Source organism: Sandarakinorhabdus oryzae, from assembly GCF_009733735.1.
In the GTDB taxonomy this organism is placed as follows: Bacteria; Pseudomonadota; Alphaproteobacteria; order Sphingomonadales; family Sphingomonadaceae; genus Sandarakinorhabdus; species Sandarakinorhabdus oryzae.
Genome location: NZ_WNJP01000036.1, coordinates 1 through 21,305, shown reverse-complemented (window position 1 = coordinate 21,305; position 21,305 = coordinate 1). Strand labels below are relative to the sequence as shown.

Annotated in this window: 19 protein-coding genes and 1 pseudogene; 4 read left to right on the top strand and 16 right to left on the bottom strand. The window is 66.3% G+C overall.

Annotated features, from left to right (window positions below; genetic code table 11):
• Positions 1-238: 238 nt before the first annotated feature.
• From rseP to GJ693_RS05625, 12 genes are all read right to left on the bottom strand, one after another.
• Positions 239-1,387, bottom strand: a complete 1,149-nt coding sequence (gene rseP, locus GJ693_RS05680) for an RIP metalloprotease RseP (protein ID WP_156255361.1) — start codon at positions 1,385-1,387, stop codon at positions 239-241.
• A complete protein-coding gene (locus tag GJ693_RS05675; RefSeq protein ID WP_156255360.1) occupies positions 1,384-2,544 on the bottom strand; it encodes a 1-deoxy-D-xylulose-5-phosphate reductoisomerase in 1,161 nt (386 codons plus the stop codon). Before GJ693_RS05675 ends, rseP begins: the two co-directional genes overlap by 4 nt.
• The gene (locus GJ693_RS05670) at positions 2,541-3,329 is read right to left on the bottom strand and encodes a phosphatidate cytidylyltransferase (protein WP_235902669.1); all 789 of its coding nucleotides are present in this window, start codon (positions 3,327-3,329) and stop codon (positions 2,541-2,543) included. Before GJ693_RS05670 ends, GJ693_RS05675 begins: the two co-directional genes overlap by 4 nt.
• Positions 3,330-3,343: 14 nt before the next feature.
• Positions 3,344-4,078, bottom strand: coding sequence for an isoprenyl transferase (locus tag GJ693_RS05665; RefSeq protein WP_156255358.1), 735 nt, complete (start codon positions 4,076-4,078; stop codon positions 3,344-3,346).
• Positions 4,075-4,644: a ribosome recycling factor gene (gene frr, locus GJ693_RS05660; protein ID WP_156255357.1), complete on the bottom strand. Its 570-nt coding sequence runs from the start codon at positions 4,642-4,644 to the stop codon at positions 4,075-4,077. The genes GJ693_RS05665 and frr overlap by 4 nt, the downstream gene beginning before the upstream one ends.
• Positions 4,637-5,395, bottom strand: a complete 759-nt coding sequence (gene pyrH, locus GJ693_RS05655; protein ID WP_156255356.1) for a UMP kinase — start codon at positions 5,393-5,395, stop codon at positions 4,637-4,639. The genes frr and pyrH overlap by 8 nt, the downstream gene beginning before the upstream one ends.
• Positions 5,396-5,570: 175 nt before the next feature.
• Positions 5,571-6,497 (bottom strand): translation elongation factor Ts, encoded by a 927-nt coding sequence (gene tsf, locus GJ693_RS05650; RefSeq protein ID WP_156255355.1) that lies wholly within the window; start codon positions 6,495-6,497, stop codon positions 5,571-5,573.
• A gap of 116 nt (positions 6,498-6,613) precedes the next feature.
• On the bottom strand, positions 6,614-7,426 hold the full coding sequence (gene rpsB, locus GJ693_RS05645; protein ID WP_156255354.1) for a 30S ribosomal protein S2: 813 nt from the start codon (positions 7,424-7,426) through the stop codon (positions 6,614-6,616).
• A gap of 126 nt (positions 7,427-7,552) precedes the next feature.
• Positions 7,553-8,719, bottom strand: coding sequence for a PQQ-dependent sugar dehydrogenase (locus tag GJ693_RS05640; protein ID WP_156255353.1), 1,167 nt, complete (start codon positions 8,717-8,719; stop codon positions 7,553-7,555).
• Between the two features lie 72 nt (positions 8,720-8,791).
• Entirely contained in the window at positions 8,792-9,295 is a 504-nt protein-coding gene (locus GJ693_RS05635) for a DUF1993 family protein (RefSeq protein WP_156255352.1), read from the bottom strand.
• A gap of 249 nt (positions 9,296-9,544) precedes the next feature.
• Entirely contained in the window at positions 9,545-9,865 is a 321-nt protein-coding gene (locus GJ693_RS05630; protein WP_156255351.1) for a 2Fe-2S iron-sulfur cluster-binding protein, read from the bottom strand.
• Positions 9,866-9,877: 12 nt separating this feature from the next.
• Positions 9,878-11,221 (bottom strand): cytochrome P450, encoded by a 1,344-nt coding sequence (locus GJ693_RS05625; protein ID WP_156255350.1) that lies wholly within the window; start codon positions 11,219-11,221, stop codon positions 9,878-9,880.
• 183 nt (positions 11,222-11,404) lie between these two features.
• On the opposite strand from GJ693_RS05625, the gene GJ693_RS05620 reads away from it, so the two are divergent.
• A complete protein-coding gene (locus GJ693_RS05620; RefSeq protein WP_156255349.1) occupies positions 11,405-12,340 on the top strand; it encodes a glutaminase in 936 nt (311 codons plus the stop codon).
• Between the two features lie 3 nt (positions 12,341-12,343).
• Here GJ693_RS05620 and dnaE read toward each other — a convergent pair whose 3' ends face one another.
• The 4 genes from dnaE to proS are packed head-to-tail and all read right to left on the bottom strand — an operon-like array spanning position 12,344 to position 19,135.
• Positions 12,344-15,844: a DNA polymerase III subunit alpha gene (dnaE, locus tag GJ693_RS05615; protein ID WP_156255348.1), complete on the bottom strand. Its 3,501-nt coding sequence runs from the start codon at positions 15,842-15,844 to the stop codon at positions 12,344-12,346.
• Between the two features lie 60 nt (positions 15,845-15,904).
• Entirely contained in the window at positions 15,905-16,588 is a 684-nt protein-coding gene (locus GJ693_RS05610; RefSeq protein ID WP_156255347.1) for an ABC transporter ATP-binding protein, read from the bottom strand.
• The gene (locus tag GJ693_RS05605) at positions 16,581-17,807 is read right to left on the bottom strand and encodes a lipoprotein-releasing ABC transporter permease subunit (protein ID WP_156255362.1); all 1,227 of its coding nucleotides are present in this window, start codon (positions 17,805-17,807) and stop codon (positions 16,581-16,583) included. The genes GJ693_RS05610 and GJ693_RS05605 overlap by 8 nt, the downstream gene beginning before the upstream one ends.
• Positions 17,808-17,824: 17 nt before the next feature.
• On the bottom strand, positions 17,825-19,135 hold the full coding sequence (gene proS, locus GJ693_RS05600; RefSeq protein ID WP_156255346.1) for a proline--tRNA ligase: 1,311 nt from the start codon (positions 19,133-19,135) through the stop codon (positions 17,825-17,827).
• 428 nt (positions 19,136-19,563) lie between these two features.
• On the opposite strand from proS, the gene GJ693_RS05595 reads away from it, so the two are divergent.
• The 3 genes and pseudogenes from GJ693_RS05595 to GJ693_RS05585 form a co-directional block, all read left to right on the top strand.
• Positions 19,564-20,058, top strand: coding sequence for a DUF2314 domain-containing protein (locus tag GJ693_RS05595; RefSeq protein WP_156255345.1), 495 nt, complete (start codon positions 19,564-19,566; stop codon positions 20,056-20,058).
• 71 nt (positions 20,059-20,129) lie between these two features.
• The gene (locus GJ693_RS05590) at positions 20,130-20,912 is read left to right on the top strand and encodes an enoyl-CoA hydratase-related protein (RefSeq protein ID WP_156255344.1); all 783 of its coding nucleotides are present in this window, start codon (positions 20,130-20,132) and stop codon (positions 20,910-20,912) included.
• A 58-nt stretch (positions 20,913-20,970) separates the two neighbouring features.
• Positions 20,971-21,305 (top strand): annotated as a pseudogene (locus GJ693_RS05585) (MFS transporter); the annotation flags it as partial.

The following is a 21,305-nucleotide window of genomic DNA, read 5'->3' as shown; positions in this document are numbered from 1 at the left end:
TTCCGGCGCCGCCGGGCGCTGGCGCTGCTGGGCGATCGCCGGGGTGGCCAGTGCCGAGCCGAGCAGCAGCAGCGCCATCGGCCGGCGCCACTGGGCCGCAACCCGACCTGCCTTCGCTTGCTTGGCTTCCATCAACCCCACCAACATCACAAAATTCGATCCCGATACGCACCGGCCCAGAACCCGTAAGCCATGCCTGCGAGCCCCATGTCATTCACAAAAAGACTGGCGGTGGTACTCATCCCAGCCAGTTCGCCAAGCGGTTCCAGAGCCCGACCGAACCCATGTCGTACCAGGTCAGGACCGCCATCAGCGACATCAGCGCGGCAAAGCCTGACATGAAGGCCCATTGCTGCACCTTCTCCGCCAGGGGCTGCCGCCGCACCGCCTCGATGCCGTAGAGCAGAAGATGACCGCCGTCCAGCATCGGGATGGGCAGCAGATTGATGAAGCCGAGGTTGATCGAGAAGAAGGCCATGAAGGCCACGGCCGAGACCAGGCCCAGGCTGGCTTGCTGCCCGGCGATCTGCGCCGTCTTCACCGGCCCGCCCATCTCGCTCAAGGCGCGTTCGCCCAGGATGACCTGGCGCAGCGTGCGCCCGATGGTCTGGGTGATCGCCCAAGTGTCGACCATTGCCCAGCGTACGGCGTCGATCGGACCGACGCGCTCGACCACTTCGCGCGGGCGGGCAATGCCCAGGCGCGGATGGCGGGCGACGTTGCCGAAGCGGTCCTTGCTCTCGACCATCGCTGGCCGCACCGTCACTTCGCTGATGACGCCGCCGCGGTCCAGGCGCAGCGCGACCGGATGGCCGGTGCCGGTCACCACTTCGGCGACAATGTCTTCGAACCGCTCCACCGCCTTGCCGTCAACGGCCAGGATCTGGTCCCCTGCCTTCAGGCCGGCCTTTTCGGCGGCACTGCCGGGCATCACCCGCTCGATCACCGGCGGCGACGACGGGTGGCCCAGCGCCAGGTTGAAGCCGGCGAGGATGAGAATTGCGAACAGGAAATTGATCAGCGGCCCGGCGGCGACAATGATCGTGCGCTGCCACAGCGGCAGGAAGGCAAACAGGCCCTTGCGGTCCTTTTCGTGCAACAAGAGGATCGCCGGATCGAGCTGGCTCGCCTCGTTCATGTCGCCGACGAATTTCACATAGCCGCCCAGTGGAATGGCGTTCACCCGCCAACGCACACCGCGCTTGTCGTTCCAGCCGAACAATTCGCGGCCAAAGCCGACGCCGAACGCCTCGATCCTGGTGTTGAACAGCCGGCCGGCGAGATAATGGCCGCCTTCATGGACCACCACCAGCACGGCAATCATCGCGATGAAGCTGGCCAGTGTGAAGATCAGGCCGGGCTGGGGCAGGAAGGGCAATTCGGTCATGCGGCGCGCTTTGCGACGAGGGCACGGGCGGTCCGGCGGGCGGCGGTATCGATCGCCACCACCTCCTCCAACGTCGCCACCGGGCCTGAAGCCACCATCGCCAAAGTCTCCGCCACGATGGCGTCGATATCAAGGAACCCGGCTTGCCCGGCGATGAACGCGGCGACGGCAATTTCGTTGGCGGCATTCAGGATGCACGGCGCGCTGCCGCCAGCGCGCATCGCCTCCCAGGCCAGGGCGAGACAGGGAAAGCGTTCCAGATCAGGCTTTTCAAACGAAAGATTGGCAACGCTCGCGAAGTCGAGCCGCGCTGCCGGGGTGGCGATCCGCTCCGGCCAGCCCATGGCATAGGCGATGGGAATGCGCATGTCGGGACTGCCCAACTGGGCCAGCACGCTGCCATCGACATATTCGACCATCGAATGAATGACCGACTGCGGATGGACGATGACATCCAGCTTGCTGACCGGCACCGGGAAAAGCTGAGCGGCCTCAATGAGTTCGAGGCCCTTGTTCATCAGCGTCGCCGAATCGATGCTGATCTTGGCGCCCATGCTCCAGGTCGGATGCTTGCAGGCATCGGCGACCGACACACCGCGCATCTGTTCGCGGCTGTGGCAACGGAACGGCCCGCCGCTGGCCGTGAGGATGATGCGCTCGACCTGGGACGGATCGGTGTGCGGGAAGACCTGGAAGATGGCGTTGTGCTCGCTGTCCACCGGCAGCAACGTGGCGCCGTGGGCAGCCGCCGCCGCCGTGACCACCGGACCGGCACACACCAGCGTTTCCTTGTTGGCAATGCCGATCTGGGCGCCGCGCTTCACGGCCGCCATGGTGGGCGGCAGGCCGGCGGCGCCGACAATGGCGGTGATGACGATCTCGGCATCGCGGGCGGCCGCCTCGACGAGCGCGCTTGGCCCGGCGCCGCTCTCGATCCCGGTCCCGGACAGCGCCTCCCGCAACGCCTGGCCCTTGGACGCGTCCGCAATGGCAACGAAGCGCGCGCCGCAGGCCTTGGCGGCGCTGACCAGCCCGGCGACATCGCTGCCGGCGGTGAGCGCATCGACCTGCCAGCGATCAGGGTTGCGCGCGACGAGATCGAGCGTCTGGCTGCCCACCGATCCGGTGGCGCCCAGGATGGTCAGGCTGCGCGTCATCCGGCCCACCCGGTCAAGGCAAAGGCCCCTGCCCCGGCCACCGCCGCCGGCACCAGGCCATCGAGCCGATCCATCACGCCGCCATGGCCAGGCAGCAGGTTGCCGCTGTCCTTCACCCCGGCGCGGCGCTTCAGTCCACTTTCAAACAGGTCGCCCAGGATCGACAGCACGGCCAGCGGCAGCGCCAGCACGACGAGCCGGCCGATGCCAGTGCCATTGGCATAGCCCGGCCAGATCAGCGCCAAACCCGCGGCCACGGCCAACGCGCCAACGAGGCCGCCGGCAGCGCCGCTCCAGGTCTTGTTCGGGCTGATGGCCGGGGCCAGCTTGGGCCCACCGACGGCGCGGCCGGTGAAATAGGCGGCGATATCGGCGCCCCACACCACCGCCATCACGAACAGACAGGCATAGAAGCCCCACGACGTGGCACGCAGCCAGATCAGCGCCACCGCCGGCAACCCGCAATAGAGCAGGCCCAGCGCCATCGGCCGGCCAGTGCCTTTCGCCATGCGCCCGGCAAACAGCCCGAGCAGGCCGGCGCCGCCACCCAGCAGCACCAGCGCATCGGTGGGCGCGGCCATCACGGCCGTGATCCACACCACGGCGGCCAACACCGCCAGCCCCATGCGGCGCAGCAGCAGCGGCAGCCGGTGCATCGTCGTCCATTCGGTGAACATCACCAGCACGGCCGCCGCGGCCAGCACCGCGAACGGGTAGCCACCGGCCCACAACGCGGCAACGGCGACGGCCACCAGCACGACACCGGTGGCCACGCGCTGGCCCAATTGACTCGCCGCCACTAGCGCCCCCCGAAGCGGCGTTCGCGCCGGGCAAATTCATCCAGCGCGGCCGCCAGCGCTGCGCCATCGAAATCCGGCCACAGCGTGTCGGTGACCAGATATTCGGCATATGCCGTCTGCCAGAGCAGGAAATTGGACAGCCGCAATTCGCCCGAGGTGCGCAGCACGGCATCGGGCGGCGGCAGGCCGGCGGTATCAAGCCGGGATTCAAGCAACTCAGCCGTGATCGCCGCCGGGTCCAGCGTGCCGGCCGCGGCCTCTGCGGCCAGGGCCTGTGCGGCCCGCACGATCTCCCCCTGCCCGCCATAGTTCAGCGCCATCACCAGCTTCAGGCCGCTGTTGGCCCTGGTCTTCTCGCGCGCGGCCTCCAGCAGGCTGACGAGGTCGGGCTTCAGCGCCCGCCAGTCACCGATGAAATTCAGGCAGACGCCATTCCGGTGCAGCGTGTCGATCTCGCTCTTCACATAATGGCGGAGCAGCCCCATCAGGTCGCTGACCTCGTCGGCCGGGCGCTTCCAGTTCTCGCTGGAGAAGGCATAGAGCGTCAGCACATCAAGGCCGAGGCCGGGCGCGGCTTCGACCACGCGGCGCACCGCCTCCACGCCTTCGCGGTGACCGGCAATGCGCGGCAACCGGCGGCCCTGCGCCCAGCGGCCATTGCCGTCCATGATGATGGCCAGATGCCGGCAGCCGCCGCTCCCGCCATCACCGATAGAGGCGGCGACCGCCGTCACTTGCCGAGGATTTCCTTTTCCTTGGCGGCCACGGCGGCATCGATATCGACCATCGCCTTGTCGGTGATCTTCTGGACGTCGCCTTCATAGCGCTTCTGCTCATCCTGGCTGATCTTGCCCTTCTTCTCGGCCGCCTTCAGCGCTTCCATGCCATCGCGGCGGACGTTGCGGGCGGCGATCTTGGCCTTTTCGGCGTAGGAACCGGCCAGCTTCACCATTTCCTTGCGGCGCTCCTCGGTCATGTCCGGGATCGGCAGGCGCAGGGTCTGGCCATCGGTGATCGGGTTGAGACCTAGGCCGGCCGAGCGAATGGCCTTTTCCACTGGCGTCACGTTGGACTTGTCCCACACCTGCACGCTCAGCATGCGCGGTTCCGGCACGGTCACGGTGGCGACCTGGCTCAGCGGCATCGAGGAGCCATAGACTTCGACATGCACGGTATCCAAGAGGCTGGTGTTGGCGCGCCCGGTGCGCAAGCTGCCGAGGTCATGCTTGAGCGCATCGATGGCGCCGGCGGTGCGGCGTTCCAGATCGGCCTTGAACGGGCCGGGGTCGAAATCAGCCATTCGTCTGTCCCTCTGAAATTTGCTGTTCGATGGGGCCCACCGTGGTCGACACGCTCTGGCCGGCCAGCACGCGGGCCAGATTACCTGGTTCGCGGATGTTGAACACCACGATCGGGATCTGGTTGTCGCGGCACAGCGAAACGGCCGCGGCGTCCATCACCTTCAGATTATCGGCCAGCACCCGGTCATATCCGATGCGGTCAAAGCGGCGGGCATTGGGGTTGGTCTTGGGGTCGCTGTCGTACACGCCGTCAACGCTGGTACCCTTCAGCAGTGCATCGCATTTCATTTCGGACGCACGCAGGGCAGCGCCGCTGTCGGTGGTGAAATAGGGCGCGCCCACGCCGGCGGCAAAGATCACCACCCGGCCCTTTTCCAGGTGGCGCATGGCGCGGCGCAGGATGACGGGTTCACACACCTGGTTCATCTGCAGCGCCGATTGGACACGGGTGGAAACGCCGATGGCTTCCAGCGCATCCTGCATGGCCAGGGCGTTCATCACGGTGGCCAGCATGCCCATATAATCGGCGGTGGTGCGGTCCATGCCCTTGGCGGCGCCAGCCATGCCGCGGAAGATGTTGCCGCCGCCGATGACCAGGCAGATCTCGTGCCCGGCATCCTTGGCTGCCTTCACTTCGCCGGCCACGCGCGCCACTGTTGCGGGATCGATGCCGAACGACTGGTCGCCCATCGCGGCCTCGCCCGACAGCTTCAACAGGATGCGCTTGTAGGCTGGGGCGGATGACGTCATGCGCTTGCTGTTCACTCTGTGTCAGGACCACAGGTCACTAGCCGTCGTTGGCCGCGCTGCCAAGCGGCGTCCATCGAAAAAGCGTGGACAAGCCGGACGCGGCAGGGCCGAACCGGGCCACAAAAAGGGCGGGCCGAGGGTGCACCCCGGCCCGCCCGATTTGAAAGCGCCTGGTTCAGAGACCAGCGGCGGCCGCGACTTCCGCCGCGAAATCGCTCTGCTGCTTCTCGATGCCTTCGCCCAGCTGCATGCGGACAAAGCCCTTCAGCGTGATCGGCGTGCCGGCGGCCTTGGCGGCGGCGGCAACGACATCGCTCACCTTCGACTTGCCGTCGATCACGAACACCTGGTTCACCAGGGTCGATTCCTGGGCGAACTTGCGCACGCCGCCTTCGATCATCTTCTCGATGATCTCGGCCGGCTTGCCCGAGGTGGCAGCCTTCTCGCGGGCGATGGCGCGCTCACGCTCCACCAGCGCCGGATCAAGGCCGGCTTCGTCGAGCGCCAGCGGGCTGGCGGCGGCCACGTGCATGGCCAGCTGCTTGGCGAGCGGTTCCAGCACCGAAGCCGGGGCCGCCGATTCCAGGCCGACCAGCACGCCGATGCGGCCGATGCCGGGCGCAATGGCGTTGTGGACGTAGGAGGCGACAACGCCTTCGCCCACTTCCAGCGTGGCGGTGCGGCGCAGCGACTGGTGCTCGCCGATGGTGGCGATGTTGGCGGTCAGCTTGTCAGCCACACTGCCATCGCCGCCCGGGAAGGGCAGCGCGGCCAGCGCGGCGGCATCGGCGCCGGTGTCCAGCGCCAGGCCGGTCACGGTCGACACGAAGGCCTGGAAGATGTCGTTCTTGGCAACGAAGTCGGTTTCGCTGTTCACTTCGACAGCGGCGCCCTTGGTGCCGGCCACGGCCACGCCAACCAGGCCTTCCGCCGCGGTGCGGCCGGCCTTCTTGGCAGCGGCAGCGAGGCCCTTGGCGCGCAGCCAGTCAACAGCGGCTTCCATGTCGCCAGCGGTTTCGGCCAGCGCTTTCTTGCAGTCCATCATGCCCGCGCCGGTCTTGTCGCGCAGATCCTTCACCATCGAGGCGGTGATATCAGCCATTGTGCGGCTCCTTCTTCTGTGACGGCAGGGCCATGCCCGGCCATCATGAAATATGTGTGACAAGAGGCCGGGCACCTGCAGCGCCCAGCCTCCCGTTGGTTCGAAAACGGGAAGCCTCAGGCTTCCGGCTGGGCTTCCACCACCGGTTCGGCAGCGACTTCGGCAGCGACGTCAGCTTCCGGGGCGACATACTCGACCGGGGCTTCTTCCATCGCACCCAGGTCAACGCCCAGATCGGCGGCGCGGCCCTGCTTGGCTTCCAGCACGGCATCGGCAATTGCGTTGACATAGAGCTGGATGGCGCGGCTGGCGTCGTCGTTGCCCGGCACCGGGAAGGAAATGCCGGTCGGATCAGTGTTGGAATCGAGAATGGCCACGACCGGGATGCCCAGCACATTGGCTTCCTTGACCGCCAGCTCTTCCTTGTTGACGTCGATGATGAAGATCACTTCCGGCAGGCCGCCCATGTCGCGGATGCCGCCCAGCGAGGCTTCGAACTTGTCGCGCTCGCGGGTAAGCTTCAGCACTTCCTTCTTGGTCAGGCCGGTGGTGTCACCCGACAGGGTTTCTTCCAGCTGCTTGAACTTGCGGATCGAGCCCGAGATGGTCTTCCAGTTGGTGAGCATGCCGCCCAGCCAGCGGTGGTTGACATAATGCTGGCCGCAGCGGCGCGCGGCTTCGGCGATCGGGTCCTGCGCCTGGCGCTTGGTGCCGACAAACAGCACCTTGCCGCCATGCTGCACCGACACGCGCACGAAATCGAGCGCGCGGGCAAACAGCGGCACGGTCTGCGACAGATCGATGATGTGGACGCCATTGCGCTCACCGAAGATGTAAGGCTTCATCTTCGGGTTCCAGCGGTGGGTCTGGTGGCCAAAATGCGCGCCGGCTTCGAGCAGCTGCGCCATGGAAACGACGGGAGTCGCCATAGTCTTCTTCCTCCGGTTGGTCCGCTGCAGGGGGAGCATGGCATCAGCCGTGCACCGGATATGTTCCCTGCATGGGGTTTGGAAGTGGCGCGCTTAGCGAAGCGCACCCTTCCCGTCAAGCCAGCGTCAGCCCGCCGGCGTCACCTTCAGCAGCTTGCCGTCGGCATCGTCGGTGACGAGGTAAAGCTCGCCGGTCTTGCCTTCGATGACATCGCGGATGCGCTGCTTGCGGTCGGTCAGCAGCCGCTCCTCGCCCACCACGCGGTCGTTCTTCATCACCAGCCGCACCAGCGCCTGGCTGCGCAGGCCGCCGATGAAGATATTGCCCTTGAACTCCGGCATCGCCTTGCCGCTGTAGAAGACCATGCCCGACGGCGCGATCACCGGGTCCCAGTAATAGACCGGCTGCTCCATGCCCGGCGCCTGGGTGGCGTTGTCGGCAATCGGCTTGCCCGAATATTCCTCGCCATAGGTGATGCTGGGCCAGCCATAGTCATGGCCCTTCTGGATCAGGTTCAATTCGTCCCCGCCCTGAGGACCGTGCTCCACCTCCCACAGCCGACCCTTGGCATCCAGCGCGGCGCCCTGCACGTTGCGGTTGCCGTAGGACCAGATTTCCGGCCGGGCGCCCTCCTTGCCCACGAACGGATTGTCTTTCGGGATGGTGCCGTCGCGGTTCACGCGCACGATCTTGCCGAGCAGGCTGTCGAGCTTTTGCGCCTGCATGCGGCCCGGGATGATCGAGCGCTCACCCAGGGTGATGATCAGCGTGCCATCCTTGGGGAAGACCAGGCGGCCGCCATAGTGATAGGTCGAATCCAGCGTCGGCATCTGGTGGAAGATCACCTGCACATCGCGCATCTCGCTGCCGACCAGGTGGCCACGGGCCGCCGCCGTGCCGTTGCCGCCTTCACGCGGTTCCGAATAGGTCCAGTAAATCCAGCCATCGCCGGGGTTGGCAACGCCCAGCATGCCGCCCTGGTTGCGGGAATCGGTGGCGGGCGTGCCGGTCACCGGCGTCTTGCTGCCGTCGGCGGCGACGATGGTCAGCCGGCCTTCCGCCTTTTCGGAGACGAGGAAGCGCCCGCCGTCCAGCTGCGCCACCGCCCACGGCTTGTTGAGCCCGGTGGCGATCTCGGTCACCGCCAGCCTGGTCTTCGCCGTCACCGCATCGATGCGCGTCTGGCCGGTAAAGGCGGGCTTTTTCTCCGGCACGTTGGGCGGACCCTGCGTCACGGGCGCGGCCAGGGCGGGCGCCGAAAGCAGGAGGGCGAGGATGAGGGTGCGGGTCATGATGAGGCTCCTTTGCGGCCGCTTATGCAACCGCGAGCCCGCATGGGCAATGCGACACGCACAGCGCCAGGCTTACATCGCCAGGCGGGGCCGGCCCATGTAATCCATCTTGCCCAGCGCCAGCCCCTGGTTGCGGAAAATGGCGTAGACCATGGTCGCGTGGAAATAGAAATTGGGCTGGCTGAAGCTCAAGAGGAAATCCTCGCTCTTGAACGGCATCTTGCGCTCACCAAAGGCGAACAGGGTGGTGCCGCCGATGAAGCCTTCCATTTCTGCTTCGGTGACGCTGGCCAGGGCGGCGTCGGCATCCTGCAGGGCGGCCTTGAAGGTCGCATAGTCAGCGCTCAATGGGTCGCCGCCCGGCGTGAACACGCCCTTGCGCACGGCCTCGATGGCGCCCTTGCTGTGCATCGCGACCTGCTTCACCTGGAACGCCAGCGGATACATGTCCGGCGCCAGTCGCGCCTCGCCAAGGTCGGTGATCCCGGCGGCTTCGGCCTTGGTCAGCACGTTCAGGCAGCCGCCAATGATCTGGCGGCAGGACGGCACGAAGGCAGCGTGGAGTGAAAGCGGCATGGTGGCGAGTCCCCGGTTGATCTGGTGATTTGAGTGTGGCGCGGTTTTAGGGTGGGGGCAAGCGGCCGCGGCCGGCGGCGGAGCCGCCGAGTCCGCTGAGGGTGCCGGAGGAAGCAAGAACGAAAGAGCGCGGCAAAGCCGCGCCGTCAGACGAGTCAAAAAGGGCGGGGAATGCCCCGCCCTTTTCGCTCGCTGGCCGATCTTGCCGGAGTCGGCAAATAGCTGCGCTATTTGCGCGCCCGACTGCGATCAGTGCTGCGTCGCCGGCATGTGGAGTTCCATGCCCTCCATCGCCGCGCTCGCCTTGATCTGGCAGGCCAGACGGCTGTTCGGCTTGGCGGTGTCCGCCAGCTCGATCATCGCGTCTTCCTGCTCGCTGCGCTCACCGGTCACTGCCTGCCATTCCGACGGGATATAGCAATGGCAGGTGGCACAGGCCGCGTTGCCGCCGCAGTCGCCATCGATGCCCGGCACATTGTTCTGCACCGCGCCTTCCATCAGATTCTCGCCTTCCGGCACATTGACTTCGTGGCGAGCACCGTTGTGCTCGACGTAAATGATCTTGACCATCTTGTCCTCGGTTCAGGCCGGAATACGGACCAGCATCTTCTTGTAACCGCGCACGAATGCGCTCGGCACCCGCTCCGGCTCCTCCACCACCTCGATCTTGTCGAAGCGCTTCAGGATTTCTTCCCACAGGATCTTCAGCTGCAGTTCCGCCAGGCGGTTGCCCACGCAGCGGTGGATGCCGAAACCGAAGCTCATGTGCTGGCGGGCGCGCGGACGGTCGATGATGAACTCTTCCGGCCGGTCGAGCACACGCTCGTCGCGGTTGGCCGACACATACCACATCACCACCTTGTCGCCCTTGTGGATCAACTGGCCGCCCAGCACAGTGTCCTGCAGGGCGGTGCGGCGCATGTGGGCCAGCGGCGTCTGATAGCGGATGATCTCGCTGACCATGTTCTCGACCAGGGCTGGATTGGCGCGCAGCTTGTCATACTCGGCCGGGTTCTTGTTGAGGAAATAAAGGCCGCCCGAGATCGAGTTGCGGGTGGTGTCGTTGCCGCCGACGATCAGCAGCACGAGATTGCCCATGAACTCCATCGGCGGCATGTTCCGCGTCGCCGGGTTGTGCGCCAGCATGGAAACCAGGTCGCCCGTCGGCTCGGCATTCACCCGCTCATTCCACAGCATGGTGAATTCCTGCAGCATGCCCAAAAGGATGCCCTGGCGCTCTTCCTTGCCCGGGTTGCCCGGCAGTTCCGGATCGGACGTGGAGATATCCGACCAATAGGTCAGCATGCGGCGGCGTTCCTGCGGCCAGCCGAACAGCGTCGCCAGCATGCGGCTGGTCAGCTCGATGGACACGCGGTCCACCCAGTCGAACACCTCGCCGCGCGGCAGGCCATCCAGCACTTCCTGGGTGCGCTCGCGGATCAGGCTTTCATAGCCGGCGAGATTCTGGCCAGAAACGATCGGGTTCACAGCCTTGCGCTGCACGTCATGCTTGGGCGGATCCATGGCGATGAACATCGGCATGATGAAATCCGGGTCCATGTCGAACAGGGTGATGCCGCCCAGCGTGGCTTCCGAACTGAACACCTGGTGGTTGGTGTCCACCGCCATCACGTCGTTCCAGCGGGTGACGTTCCAGAAACCGCGGTGGCGGTTGCTGTTCTGGCTGGTGAAGAACACCGGCGCTTCATCGCGCAGGCGCTTGAAATAGACGTGGTTGGTATCCGTCTCCCACCACAGCGGATCAGCGATATCCACCTCTTCCAGCGGCGCGCTGCGCAGATACTGCTCCAGCGTGGCCGGGTCGTGGTTGGGCAGATCGGGCCGGGTGCGCGGCGGCAGCGGCCAGGCCACACTGCCCTGCGGCAGCGATTGGGTGATACGGGTATCCTGCAACTGCGTCGCCATGCGTGTCCTCCCAAGGGGATGGCCTTTTCCTGGCCTGATCCCGGTGTGTATCCTGCGCCCCTCTTTTCACGGAGATACACTACGCAAACGCCGCTTGCCAGCCAAAAATGCGGATTCCACCTCCGCATTTGCACGGATGGCCGAAGCCTGAGCATATCAGCAGCATATTGAGGAGCGTGGCGCATGGCGGATCTGGCAACACTGGTATCCGGCATCGCCGCCGAGATGCAGGCCATGCCCCACCGCGGCGCCGTGGCCGATTATATCCCCGAACTGGCCAAGGTATCGGCCGATCATTTCGGCCTGGTGGTGATCGATGCTGATGGCCAGGAGCACAGCGCCGGCGATGCCGACACACGCTTTTCCATCCAGTCGGTCTCCAAGCTGTTCGCGCTGGTCGAGGCGCTGAACCGCGACCCCGACGCGGTCTGGCGCCGGGTGGGTCGCGAGCCGTCGGGCAGCGCCTTCAACTCGATCGTGCAGCTGGAGGCCGAAGGCGGCCGGCCGCGCAACCCGTTCATCAATGCCGGCGCCCTGGCGGTGACCGACCTTTTGACCAGCGACGATGATCCGCGCGCCGGCGTTGGCGCCATCCTGCGACTGGTGCGCAGCCTGGCCGGCGACGACAGCATCGCCACCGATGGCGCCGTTGCCTATTCCGAAGCCGCCACCGGCCACCGCAACGCCGCGCTGGCGCATTTCATGAAGGCCCATGGCGTGGTGCGCGGTTCGGTGGAGGCGTGCCTATCCACCTATTTCCACCAATGCGCGATTGCCATGAGCTGCCGGCAACTGGCCCGCGCCGGGCGTTTCCTGGCCCATGGCGGCATCGATCCGGCCAGCGGCCGCACCATCACCAGCCCGGAACGCACCCGCCGCATCAATGCACTGATGCTGACCTGCGGCCATTATGATGCCAGCGGCGAGTTCGCCTTCCGCGTTGGCCTGCCGGCCAAATCCGGCGTGGGCGGCGGCATCCTCGCCATCGCGCCCGGTCGCGCCAGCATCGCGGTCTGGTCCCCCGGCCTGTCACCGCAGGGCAATTCTCTGCTCGGCACCCTGGCGCTGGAACGCCTCGCCCATGCCATGGGCTGGAGCGTGTTCAACCCCGACGCCTGAGGCTCAGCCGACCAGCGCAAGTTGCGGCGGATCGAGCACTTCCTGCACCACCCGGTCCGGCCCCAGCGCCCGCGTGAGCGCGGCTTCCAGATCGGCGTCGATCAGGAAATGCCGGCCGAGCACCAGCCGGGCCGGGCCGGCATCGGTGGCGACTTCGGCGACCAGTTCACCGCGGCCACGCGTCGGCGTCGGGCCCAGCACGCCAAGCAATGTCGCCACGTCGGCCGGGTGCTCGATGCGCACCACCAGCCGGCCTCGGGTGCGGCGGGCGAGATCGGCCAGCGGCTGCGCAGAACGCAGCGTGAAGCGCGGCACGTCCTCGCCTTCGCGCCATTGCAGTTCCATGCCGATCAAAAGGGCCGGCGCGTCGTTCAGCAGGCCCTCGATGCGTTCCTGCAGATCATCATCGAAGCAGCTGGTCACGAACTGGCCCGACCGATCGGAAAAGCTGAGGAACTGGTAGCGCCGGCCGTTCTGCGTGGTGCGCCAGCGCCGTTCTTCCAGCCGCCCGGCCATCATCACTGATTTGCGCCCACCGCCCAGAGGCGGCTCCATGTTCAGCACATCGGCATAATTGACCACGCCATTGGCGGTGAGCACATTGGCATAGGCATCCACGGGATGCCCGCTGAAGAAGAATCCGAACGCCTCCTGCTCGTGCGCCATGCGCTGCGCCAGCGTCCAGTCGAGATTGGGCACCATCAGCGCCAGGCTGGCATGGTCCGCCACGCCGGTGGCATCGCCGAACAGCGCGACCTGGGCGCTTTCGCGCTCTTCGGTGGCGGCCTGGGCGCTGGCCATGATGGCTTCGGCCAGGGCGTGCACGCCGGCACGATTGGGATGCAGCGCATCGAACCCGCCCGAGGCGATCAGGCTTTCCAGCTGCCGCTTGTTGAGCCCGCGCGGATCGACGCGGCGGGCGAAATCGGCGAGGTCCCGGAATGGCCCCTTCCCGTCCCGCTCGGCAGCCAGCGCCTCCATCGCCTTCAGGCCGACGCCCTTGAGGCCCGCCAGCGCATAGCGCACCTTCCCATCATCCACGGTGAAATCAGCGGCGGAACGGTTGATGCACGGCGGCAGCATCTCGATACCGGCACGACGGGCATCATCGACGAACACCGCCAACCGGTCGGTGTTGTCGATGTCATAGGCCATGGAGGCGGCATAGAATTCGGCGCGGTGGTGCGTCTTCAGCCAGGCGGTGTGATAGCTCACCAGCGCATAGGCCGCCGCGTGGCTCTTGTTGAAGCCATAATTGGCGAACTTCAGGATCAATTCGAAGATGGCCTCGGCCGTACCGGCATCGATGCCGTTCTTCTCCGCGCCTTCGGCAAAGCGCGCCTTCTGCGCCACCATCTCGGCATGGATCTTCTTGCCCATGGCGCGCCTGAGCAGGTCGGCCTCGCCCAGGCTGTAACCGGCCAGTTCACGCGCCAGGCTCATCACCTGTTCCTGGTAGACGATGATGCCATAGGTCTCGCGCAGGATCGGCTCCATCGCCGGATGCAGCAGCTCCACCTTCTCGCGGCCGGCCTTGCGCAGGGCAAAGCTGGGGATATTGTCCATCGGGCCGGGGCGATAGAGCGCGCCGAGCGCGACGATGTCGGCGAAACAGTCGGGCCGCACCTGCGAGAGCGCCCGGCGCATGCCTTCCGATTCAAACTGGAACACGCCCACCGTGTCGCCTTCGGCGATCAGCTTGTAGACGGCCGGATCATCGGTCGGCAGCGTCGCCCAATCCACCTCCACGCCGCGCGCCCGCAGCATCGACCCGGCCCGGTCGAGCACCGACAATGTTTTCAGACCCAGGAAGTCGAACTTCACCAGCCCGGCCTTTTCGGCAGCCTTCATCTCGAACTGCGTCACCGGCATGTCGGAACGCGGATCGCGGTAGAGCGGCACCAGTTCGCTGAGCGGCCGGTCCCCGATCACCACGCCGGCGGCATGGGTGGAGCTGTGGCGTGGCAGGCCTTCCAGCTGCAGCGCGATATCGACGAGGCGCTTGACCTTGGGATCGCGCTCCACCTCCACCATGAAGGCCATCTCGCCGGTGTAGCGCTTGCCGTCCTTGTCCTCGCCGCGGCCCAGGGCGCGGGCCAGCGTCCACGGATCGGTCGGGTGGTTGGGCACCAGTTTCGCCAGCCGGTCGGTCTGGCCATAGGGCATCTGCAGCACGCGGCCGACGTCCTTCAACACCGCGCGCGCCTTCATCTTCCCGAAGGTAATGATCTGCGCCACCTGTTCGCGGCCATAGCGTTGCTGGACATAATCGATGACCTCGCCGCGCCGCGTTTCGCAGAAGTCGATGTCGAAATCGGGCATCGAGACGCGGTCGGGATTGAGGAAGCGTTCGAACAGCAGGCCATGCTCGAGCGGATCGAGATCGGTGATGGTCAACGCCCAGGCCACGACGGAGCCGGCGCCGGAGCCGCGCCCCGGTCCGACCGGAATCCCCTGCCCCTTCGCCCACACGATGAAATCGGCCACGATCAGGAAGTAACCGGAAAACCCCATGCCGGTGATGACATTGACCTCGAACGCCAGCCGCTCGCGATAGGGCTGGCGCGCCGCTTCATCGAGGCCGAGCACATCGAGCCGCTTTTCGAGGCCAGCCCCGGCCTGCGCCTTCAGCGCCTCGTCCTCGCCGCCGGCCGAAAGCCGCGGCAGGATCGGCTTGCGGCTCGGCGCCATCACGGCGCAGCGCTGGGCGACAACGATGGTATTGGCGATGGCTTCGGGCAGATCGGCGAACAGCTTCAGCCAGTCGTCGCCGGATTTCAGCCATTGCTCCGGGTTGGAGCGGCGGCGGTCCTCGGCCTCGACATAGGAGGAATCGGCGATGCACAGCAGCACGTCGTGCGCCTCGTGCATGTCGGGGGTGAGATATTTGACCGGCGCGGTGCCGACGATGGGCAGCCCGCGCGCTTCGGCCAGCCGCAACAGCCCGGCCTCGCTCTTCTGCTCGATGGGCTCGCCGCTGCGCGAGATCTCGACATAGAGCCGGCCCGGAAACAGCGCTTCCAGCTGGTCGGCCATGGCCTCGACCGCCTGACCTTCGGCGAGCAGCCGCGCCAGCGCGCCATCGGCGCCGCCGGTCAGGCAAATGAGGCCATCAGTGCGCCCTTCGAACTGCGCCAGCCGCAGCAGCGGATCGCCGGCAACCTCGGAGCCCAGATGCGCTTCCGAGACCAGCGAGATGAGATTGGTGTAGCCGGCGTCATCCTGGGCATAGAGCACCAGCCAGTCGATGACCGGGCGATTGTGGATGGTGGCCGCGCCGGGCCGCTCCACCGGCACCAGCGCGCCGATCAGCGGCTGGACACCTGCATCCTTGGCCGCAGCAGAGAAATCCATCGCGGCAAACATGTTGGCCCGGTCTGCCAGGCCAATCGCCGGAAACCGCATCTGGCGCGCCACTTTGGCCAGCGATTCCGGTTGGATGGCGCCTTCCAGCATCGAAAAGGCGCTGTGGCAGCGAAGAGGGACGAATCCGGCGTGCGGCATGGCAAAACTATGCGCAGGGCTGATGGTTCCTGCCAACCGTCGGCGACGCTTTGTCCCCAGTTATTCTATCGCCACCAGCCGCCCATGCTGCAACGTGACGACGCGGTCCATCTTACGCGCCAAGGCGACATTGTGGGTGGCAACCAGCGCTGCGGCGCCCGTGGAGCGCACCAGATCGAGGAAGGCGGCCAGCACCAGGCCAGCGGTGGCTTCATCGAGGTTGCCGGTCGGCTCATCAGCGAGCACCAGCGCCGGGTGATTGGCGAGCGCGCGGGCGACAGCGACGCGCTGCTGTTCGCCGCCCGAAAGCTGCGCCGGCTTGTGGGTGAGCCGGGCACCAAGGCCGAGCGCGGTCAGCAACTCGTCGGCACGGGTGCTGGCTGATGCGTCCGGCACGCCGGCAACCATCTGGGCCAGCATGACATTTTCGCGCGCGGTGAAATCGGGGAGCAAATGGTGGAACTGATAGACAAAGCCCAGCCGCTGCCGGCGCACGCGGGTGCGGCCGAGGTCATCGAGATTGCCGACCTCCTCGCCGCAGATGCGGATCCGGCCCGAAAAGCCGCCTTCCAATAGGCCGACAGCTTGCAGGAGGGTGGACTTGCCGGAGCCGGACGGCCCCAAGAGCGCCACGATCTCGCCGGGCGCGATGGCCAGATCGACGCCGGCCAGCACCTCGATGCGGTCGCCGCCCTGTTCGAAACTGCGGGCCAGGCCCGTCACCTGCAGCACCGGCTCATTCATAGCGCAGCACCGTCACCGGATCGGTGGAGGCGGCCTTCCACGCCGGGTAGAGCGTGGCGAGGAAGCTCAGGAGCACGGCCAGCACGACGATGGCGAGCACCTCCATCGGATCGGTCTTGGCCGGCAGCAGCGTCAGATAGCGCACTGACGGATCCCAGATATTGGTGCCGGTCAGCCGCGACACGCCGTCGACAATCTCCTGCCGGAAGGTGAGCAGCGCAAAGCCCAGCACCAGGCCGGCCGCGACGCCGGCGGTGCCGATGATGGTGCCCACACTGACGAACACCCGCATGATGGCGCCGCGGCTGGCGCCCATGGTGCGCAGGATGGCGATGTCGCGCGTTTTCGCCCGCACCAGCATGATCAGCGAAGACAGGATGTTGAACACCGCCACCACGATGATGATGGAGAGCACCCAGAACATCACCGTCTGTTCCACCACCAGCGCCGAGAACAGCGCCGAATTGCTGTCCTGCCAGTCGTTGATCACCGCGATGCCGGCGAGTTTCTGGCGCAGGGGTTCCAGGATGCGCTTGGCGTTGTCGGGATTGTCGGTGACCACCTCGATCATGCCAACCGCATCGTCGAGGCGCAGCAGGGTCTGCGCGTCTTCCAGCGGCATCACCACGAAGGCCTTGTCATAATCATAGACGCCGACCTCGAACACGGCGGCGACCGTGTAGGAAACGATGCGCGGCACCGTGCCAAAGGGCGTGGACTGGCCGGCCGGGTTGATCAGGCTGATCGGCTCGCCGACGTGCAGGTTCAACTGCTCCGCCAGGCGGGCGCCGATGGCCACCGTGTTGCTGCCGGGCGCCAGCGCGGCCAGGCTGCCGCCGCGGATATTGCCGGCAATTTCCGGATTGGCGCGGATATCGGCCAGCCGCATGCCGCGCACGATGACGCCTTCGACCCGGCCGCCAACACTGCCCATCAACGGCTGTTCGATCAACGGCAATGCGCTGGTGACACCGGGCAGCTTCTGTGTTTCCGCCAGCAATTGCGGCCAGCGTTCCAGCCGCCCGCCATAGCCCTGCACGACGGCATGGCCATTCAATCCCAGGATGCGATCGAACAGCTCGGCGCGAAAGCCGTTCATCACGCTCATCACCGCGATCAACGCAGCGACGCCGAGCGCCACGGCCACCAGGCTGATCCCGGCCACCAGGAAGATGAACCCCTCCCCCTGCCCCGGCATCAGGTAACGCCGGGCGACCATGCGCTCGTAAGCGGTAATCAAACCCGGCTCACCACGGCATCGATCGGCACCTCGACCCGCTCACCAGTGGCGCGGCGCTTCAATTCCACCACACCGGCGGCCAGCCCCTTGGGGCCAACGATCACCTGCCACGGCAGGCCGATCAGATCAGCGGTGGCAAACTTGGCGCCGCCACGTTCGTCGCGGTCGTCATAAAGCACGTCCACGCCTGCCGCGGTGAAATCCGCATAGAGCTTGTCGCAGGCCTGCTGGCAGGCGGCATCGTCGGCGCGCAGGTTGATCAGCGCGACCTTGAACGGCGCCACCGCTTCGGGCCAGACGATCCCGGCCTCATCATGGCAGGCCTCGATGATGGCGCCGACCAGGCGCGACACGCCAATGCCATAGCTGCCCATCAGCGGCGTCACGGGCGCGCCATCCGGGCCCTGCACGGTCACGCCCATCGGCGTCGTGTACTTGTCCCCGAAATAGAAGACCTGGCCGACCTCGATCCCCTTCGACCGCTTCAGCGCCGCCCCGCAGGCGGCTTCGGCGGCGAGATCACGCTTTTCATCGGTGGCGGCATAATCGGCGTTGAGGCCATCGATGAACGCAGCCAGCGCCTGGCGGTCATCGGCGTTGATCGCACTGGTGTCGCGCGGCTTCAGCCAGTTCTCGTGATAGAAAACATCGCTCTCGCCTGTCGGGGCCAGCACGATGAACTCGTGGCTAAGGTCGCCGCCGATCGGGCCGGTGTCGGCCTGCATCGGAATCGCGTTCAGCCCCATGCGTGCAAATGTGCGCATGTAGGCGATGAACATGCGGTTGTAGCTGTGCACCGCGCCGTCGAAATCCAGATCGAAGCTGTAGGCGTCCTTCATCAGGAACTCGCGGCCGCGCAGCACGCCAAAGCGCGGGCGCACCTCGTCGCGGAACTTCCACTGGATCTGGTAGATGTTGCGCGGCAGGTCGCGATAGGATTTGGCGCCGCCCTGGAAGATGGCGGTGAACAATTCCTCGGCTGTGGGGGAGAACAGCATCTCGCGGTCGTGCCGATCGGTGATGCGCAGCATCTCCGGGCCATAGGCGTCGTAACGGCCGGACTGTTTCCACAGGTCCGACGACTGGATGGTCGGCATCAGCACTTCGATGGCGCCGGCGCGGTCCTGCTCCTCGCGCACGATGCGTTCGATATTGGCCAGCACGCGCTTGCCCAGCGGCAGCCAGGCATAGATGCCTGCACTGGTCTGCCGCACCATCGCGGCGCGCAGCATCAGCTGGTGCGAAATCACCTGCGCCTCGCCAGGCGTTTCCTTGAGGACGGGCATGAAATAGCGGGACAGGCGCACGGGTTTTCTCGTTGCAATGGCTTATGTGAATGGCGCCTTAGCATGGCTGACCGTCAGGGCAAGCACGCCGGAGATTTCTTAAGCTTAACCAGTTGTTGCAGCGAAGCCACAGTCAGCGAAATCGTTGCAAGCCGGCGCAAACTGCGCCCTGACAGGGGCAAAGAATCGGCATATCACCTGCCAACGGAATCACGCTCGCAAGGCGCGGTTTCGGGGAGATAGACGTCTGACGTCTTTCACCGCTGCGCGCCGGTCCGGAACGGGTCAACCGGAAAGGGCAAAGGCTGCGCGCGCCGGCTGGGGCAGATGGGGGCATTGGCCCCGGCCGGCGCCGAGTGGTGGCAGCGTCAATCGTCTCGTCACGGAACGCCCGGCCCGGCAAACGGCCGGGCGTTTTCCGTTTTGGCCCTTCTGTTCCCTGCCCGCGCATGGCAGAACAGGCGGCGATGAAGATCCTGCTGATCGCGCTTGCCGTGCTCTCGGCGCTCTGGCTGCTGTGGCGGCGACTGGCGCCGCCGGCCGGCATGGTGTTCGATCTTGATGATCCCCGCATGGAGGTGGCCAAGCAGCAGGCCCGTGACAGCCTGCCCGAGTTCTGGGCGGCGCTGGACGCCAACGCGCCAGGCGACAGCGATTTCGGTCTGAAATTCGATCTCAACCACGGCCGCGGCCTGCCCGACCGCGAACTGATCTGGGCCATGGGCATCAGCCGCAACGATGGCATCATCCGTGGCAGCCTGGCCAACCCGCCGATCAATCCCGCCTTTCGCCAGGGCGACATGGTGGAGATCACGCCGGACGCCATCGTTGACTGGTGCTTCTTCCGCAACGATGTCGCCCATGGCCATCACATCACCCGGCTGATGATCGAATTGAGCTCGCCGCGCCAGGCACGGCAGGCGCGGCAGGCCCTGGGCTGGTAGTCCCCATGCTTTCATCAGGCCGTGCCGTGGCGCCGGCCGTGGCAAGAAGGCGACCAGCAGGAGGATGAGCCATGGCCTATGAACATGTGACGGTGGAGCGTGAAGGCCGCGTGCTGGTGGTGACGATCAACCGGCCGGAGCGCATGAACGCCCTGCACCCGCCGGCCAATGCCGAACTGGACGAGGTGTTCAACGGCTTTTCCGCCGATCCCGATCTGTGGGTCGCCATCATCACTGGCGCCGGGGAGCGGGCGTTTAGCGCCGGCAATGACCTGCGATGGCAGGCCGAAGGCAATGCCATCACCGTGCCGCCGTCGGGCTTTGGCGGGCTGACCAGCCGCTGGGATCTCGACAAGCCGGTGATCGCCGCAGTGAACGGCGTCGCCATGGGCGGCGGTTTCGAAGTGGCGCTGGCCTCCGACATCATCCTGGCCGCCGACACCGCGACCTTCGCCCTGCCCGAACCCAAGGTTGGCCTCGCCGCGCTGGCCGGCGGCCTGCACCGGCTGCCGCGCGCCATCGGCCTGTCGCGCGCCATGGCGATGATCCTCACTGCCCGCACGGTTTCCGCCGCTGAAGGCAAGGACCTGGGCTTTGTCGCCGAAGTCGTGCCCGCCGCCGATCTGATGGCCCGCGCCCGCGCACTGGCCGCGGCCATCTGCGAACTCTCCCCGCTCTCGCTGCGCGCGTCCAAGCAGGCGGTGCTGAAAGGGCTGGAAGAGCCGTCCCTGCGCGCGGCCTATGAAGGCCAGGGCAAATATCCGGCCGTGCAGGCGCTGTTCCGCTCGGAAGACCTGCGCGAAGGCCCGCTGGCCTTTGCCCAGAAGCGCAAGCCGGAGTGGAAGGGGCGCTGACCCGCCTGCGTCAACCCACCCGTTGACCGCACCTGCCTGACCGGGCAGCGGGGCGGCCATGGGGGATTTTCTGTCACGCGACCGCATCACCGCACCGCCGGGCTTTGACCGCTGGCTGGTGCCACCCTGCGCGCTCGCCATCCATCTGTGCATCGGCATGGCCTATGGCTTTTCGGTGTTCTGGCTGCCACTCAGCCGCGCGCTGGGGGCCGAGACGTGCACCAGCCTCGGCGCTGCCCTCACCACCACCGGTTGCGACTGGCGGGTGAGCGACCTCGTCTGGGTCTATACCTTGTTCTTCGTCGTGCTCGGCCTGGCGGCCGCCACCTGGGGCGGCTGGGTGGAGCGGGTCGGGCCGCGCCGGGCCGGGTTGGTGGCGGCGGCCTGCTGGTG

Bases quoted from the DNA above. Each gene is read 5' to 3' on its own strand.
- rseP (WP_156255361.1), bottom strand. From the start codon at position 1,387: ATGACCGAATTGCCCTTCCTGCCCCAGCCCGGCCTGATCTTCACACTG.
- GJ693_RS05675 (WP_156255360.1), bottom strand. From the start codon at position 2,544: ATGACGCGCAGCCTGACCATCCTGGGCGCCACCGGATCGGTGGGCAGC.
- frr (WP_156255357.1), bottom strand. From the start codon at position 4,644: ATGGCTGATTTCGACCCCGGCCCGTTCAAGGCCGATCTGGAACGCCGC.
- pyrH (WP_156255356.1), bottom strand. From the start codon at position 5,395: ATGACGTCATCCGCCCCAGCCTACAAGCGCATCCTGTTGAAGCTGTCG.
- tsf (WP_156255355.1), bottom strand. From the start codon at position 6,497: ATGGCTGATATCACCGCCTCGATGGTGAAGGATCTGCGCGACAAGACC.
- rpsB (WP_156255354.1), bottom strand. From the start codon at position 7,426: ATGGCGACTCCCGTCGTTTCCATGGCGCAGCTGCTCGAAGCCGGCGCG.
- GJ693_RS05640 (WP_156255353.1), bottom strand. From the start codon at position 8,719: ATGACCCGCACCCTCATCCTCGCCCTCCTGCTTTCGGCGCCCGCCCTG.
- GJ693_RS05635 (WP_156255352.1), bottom strand. From the start codon at position 9,295: ATGCCGCTTTCACTCCACGCTGCCTTCGTGCCGTCCTGCCGCCAGATC.
- GJ693_RS05630 (WP_156255351.1), bottom strand. From the start codon at position 9,865: ATGGTCAAGATCATTTACGTCGAGCACAACGGTGCTCGCCACGAAGTC.
- GJ693_RS05625 (WP_156255350.1), bottom strand. From the start codon at position 11,221: ATGGCGACGCAGTTGCAGGATACCCGTATCACCCAATCGCTGCCGCAG.
- GJ693_RS05620 (WP_156255349.1), top strand. From the start codon at position 11,405: ATGGCGGATCTGGCAACACTGGTATCCGGCATCGCCGCCGAGATGCAG.
- dnaE (WP_156255348.1), bottom strand. From the start codon at position 15,844: ATGCCGCACGCCGGATTCGTCCCTCTTCGCTGCCACAGCGCCTTTTCG.
- GJ693_RS05610 (WP_156255347.1), bottom strand. From the start codon at position 16,588: ATGAATGAGCCGGTGCTGCAGGTGACGGGCCTGGCCCGCAGTTTCGAA.
- GJ693_RS05605 (WP_156255362.1), bottom strand. From the start codon at position 17,807: ATGGTCGCCCGGCGTTACCTGATGCCGGGGCAGGGGGAGGGGTTCATC.
- GJ693_RS05595 (WP_156255345.1), top strand. From the start codon at position 19,564: ATGGCAGAACAGGCGGCGATGAAGATCCTGCTGATCGCGCTTGCCGTG.
- GJ693_RS05590 (WP_156255344.1), top strand. From the start codon at position 20,130: ATGGCCTATGAACATGTGACGGTGGAGCGTGAAGGCCGCGTGCTGGTG.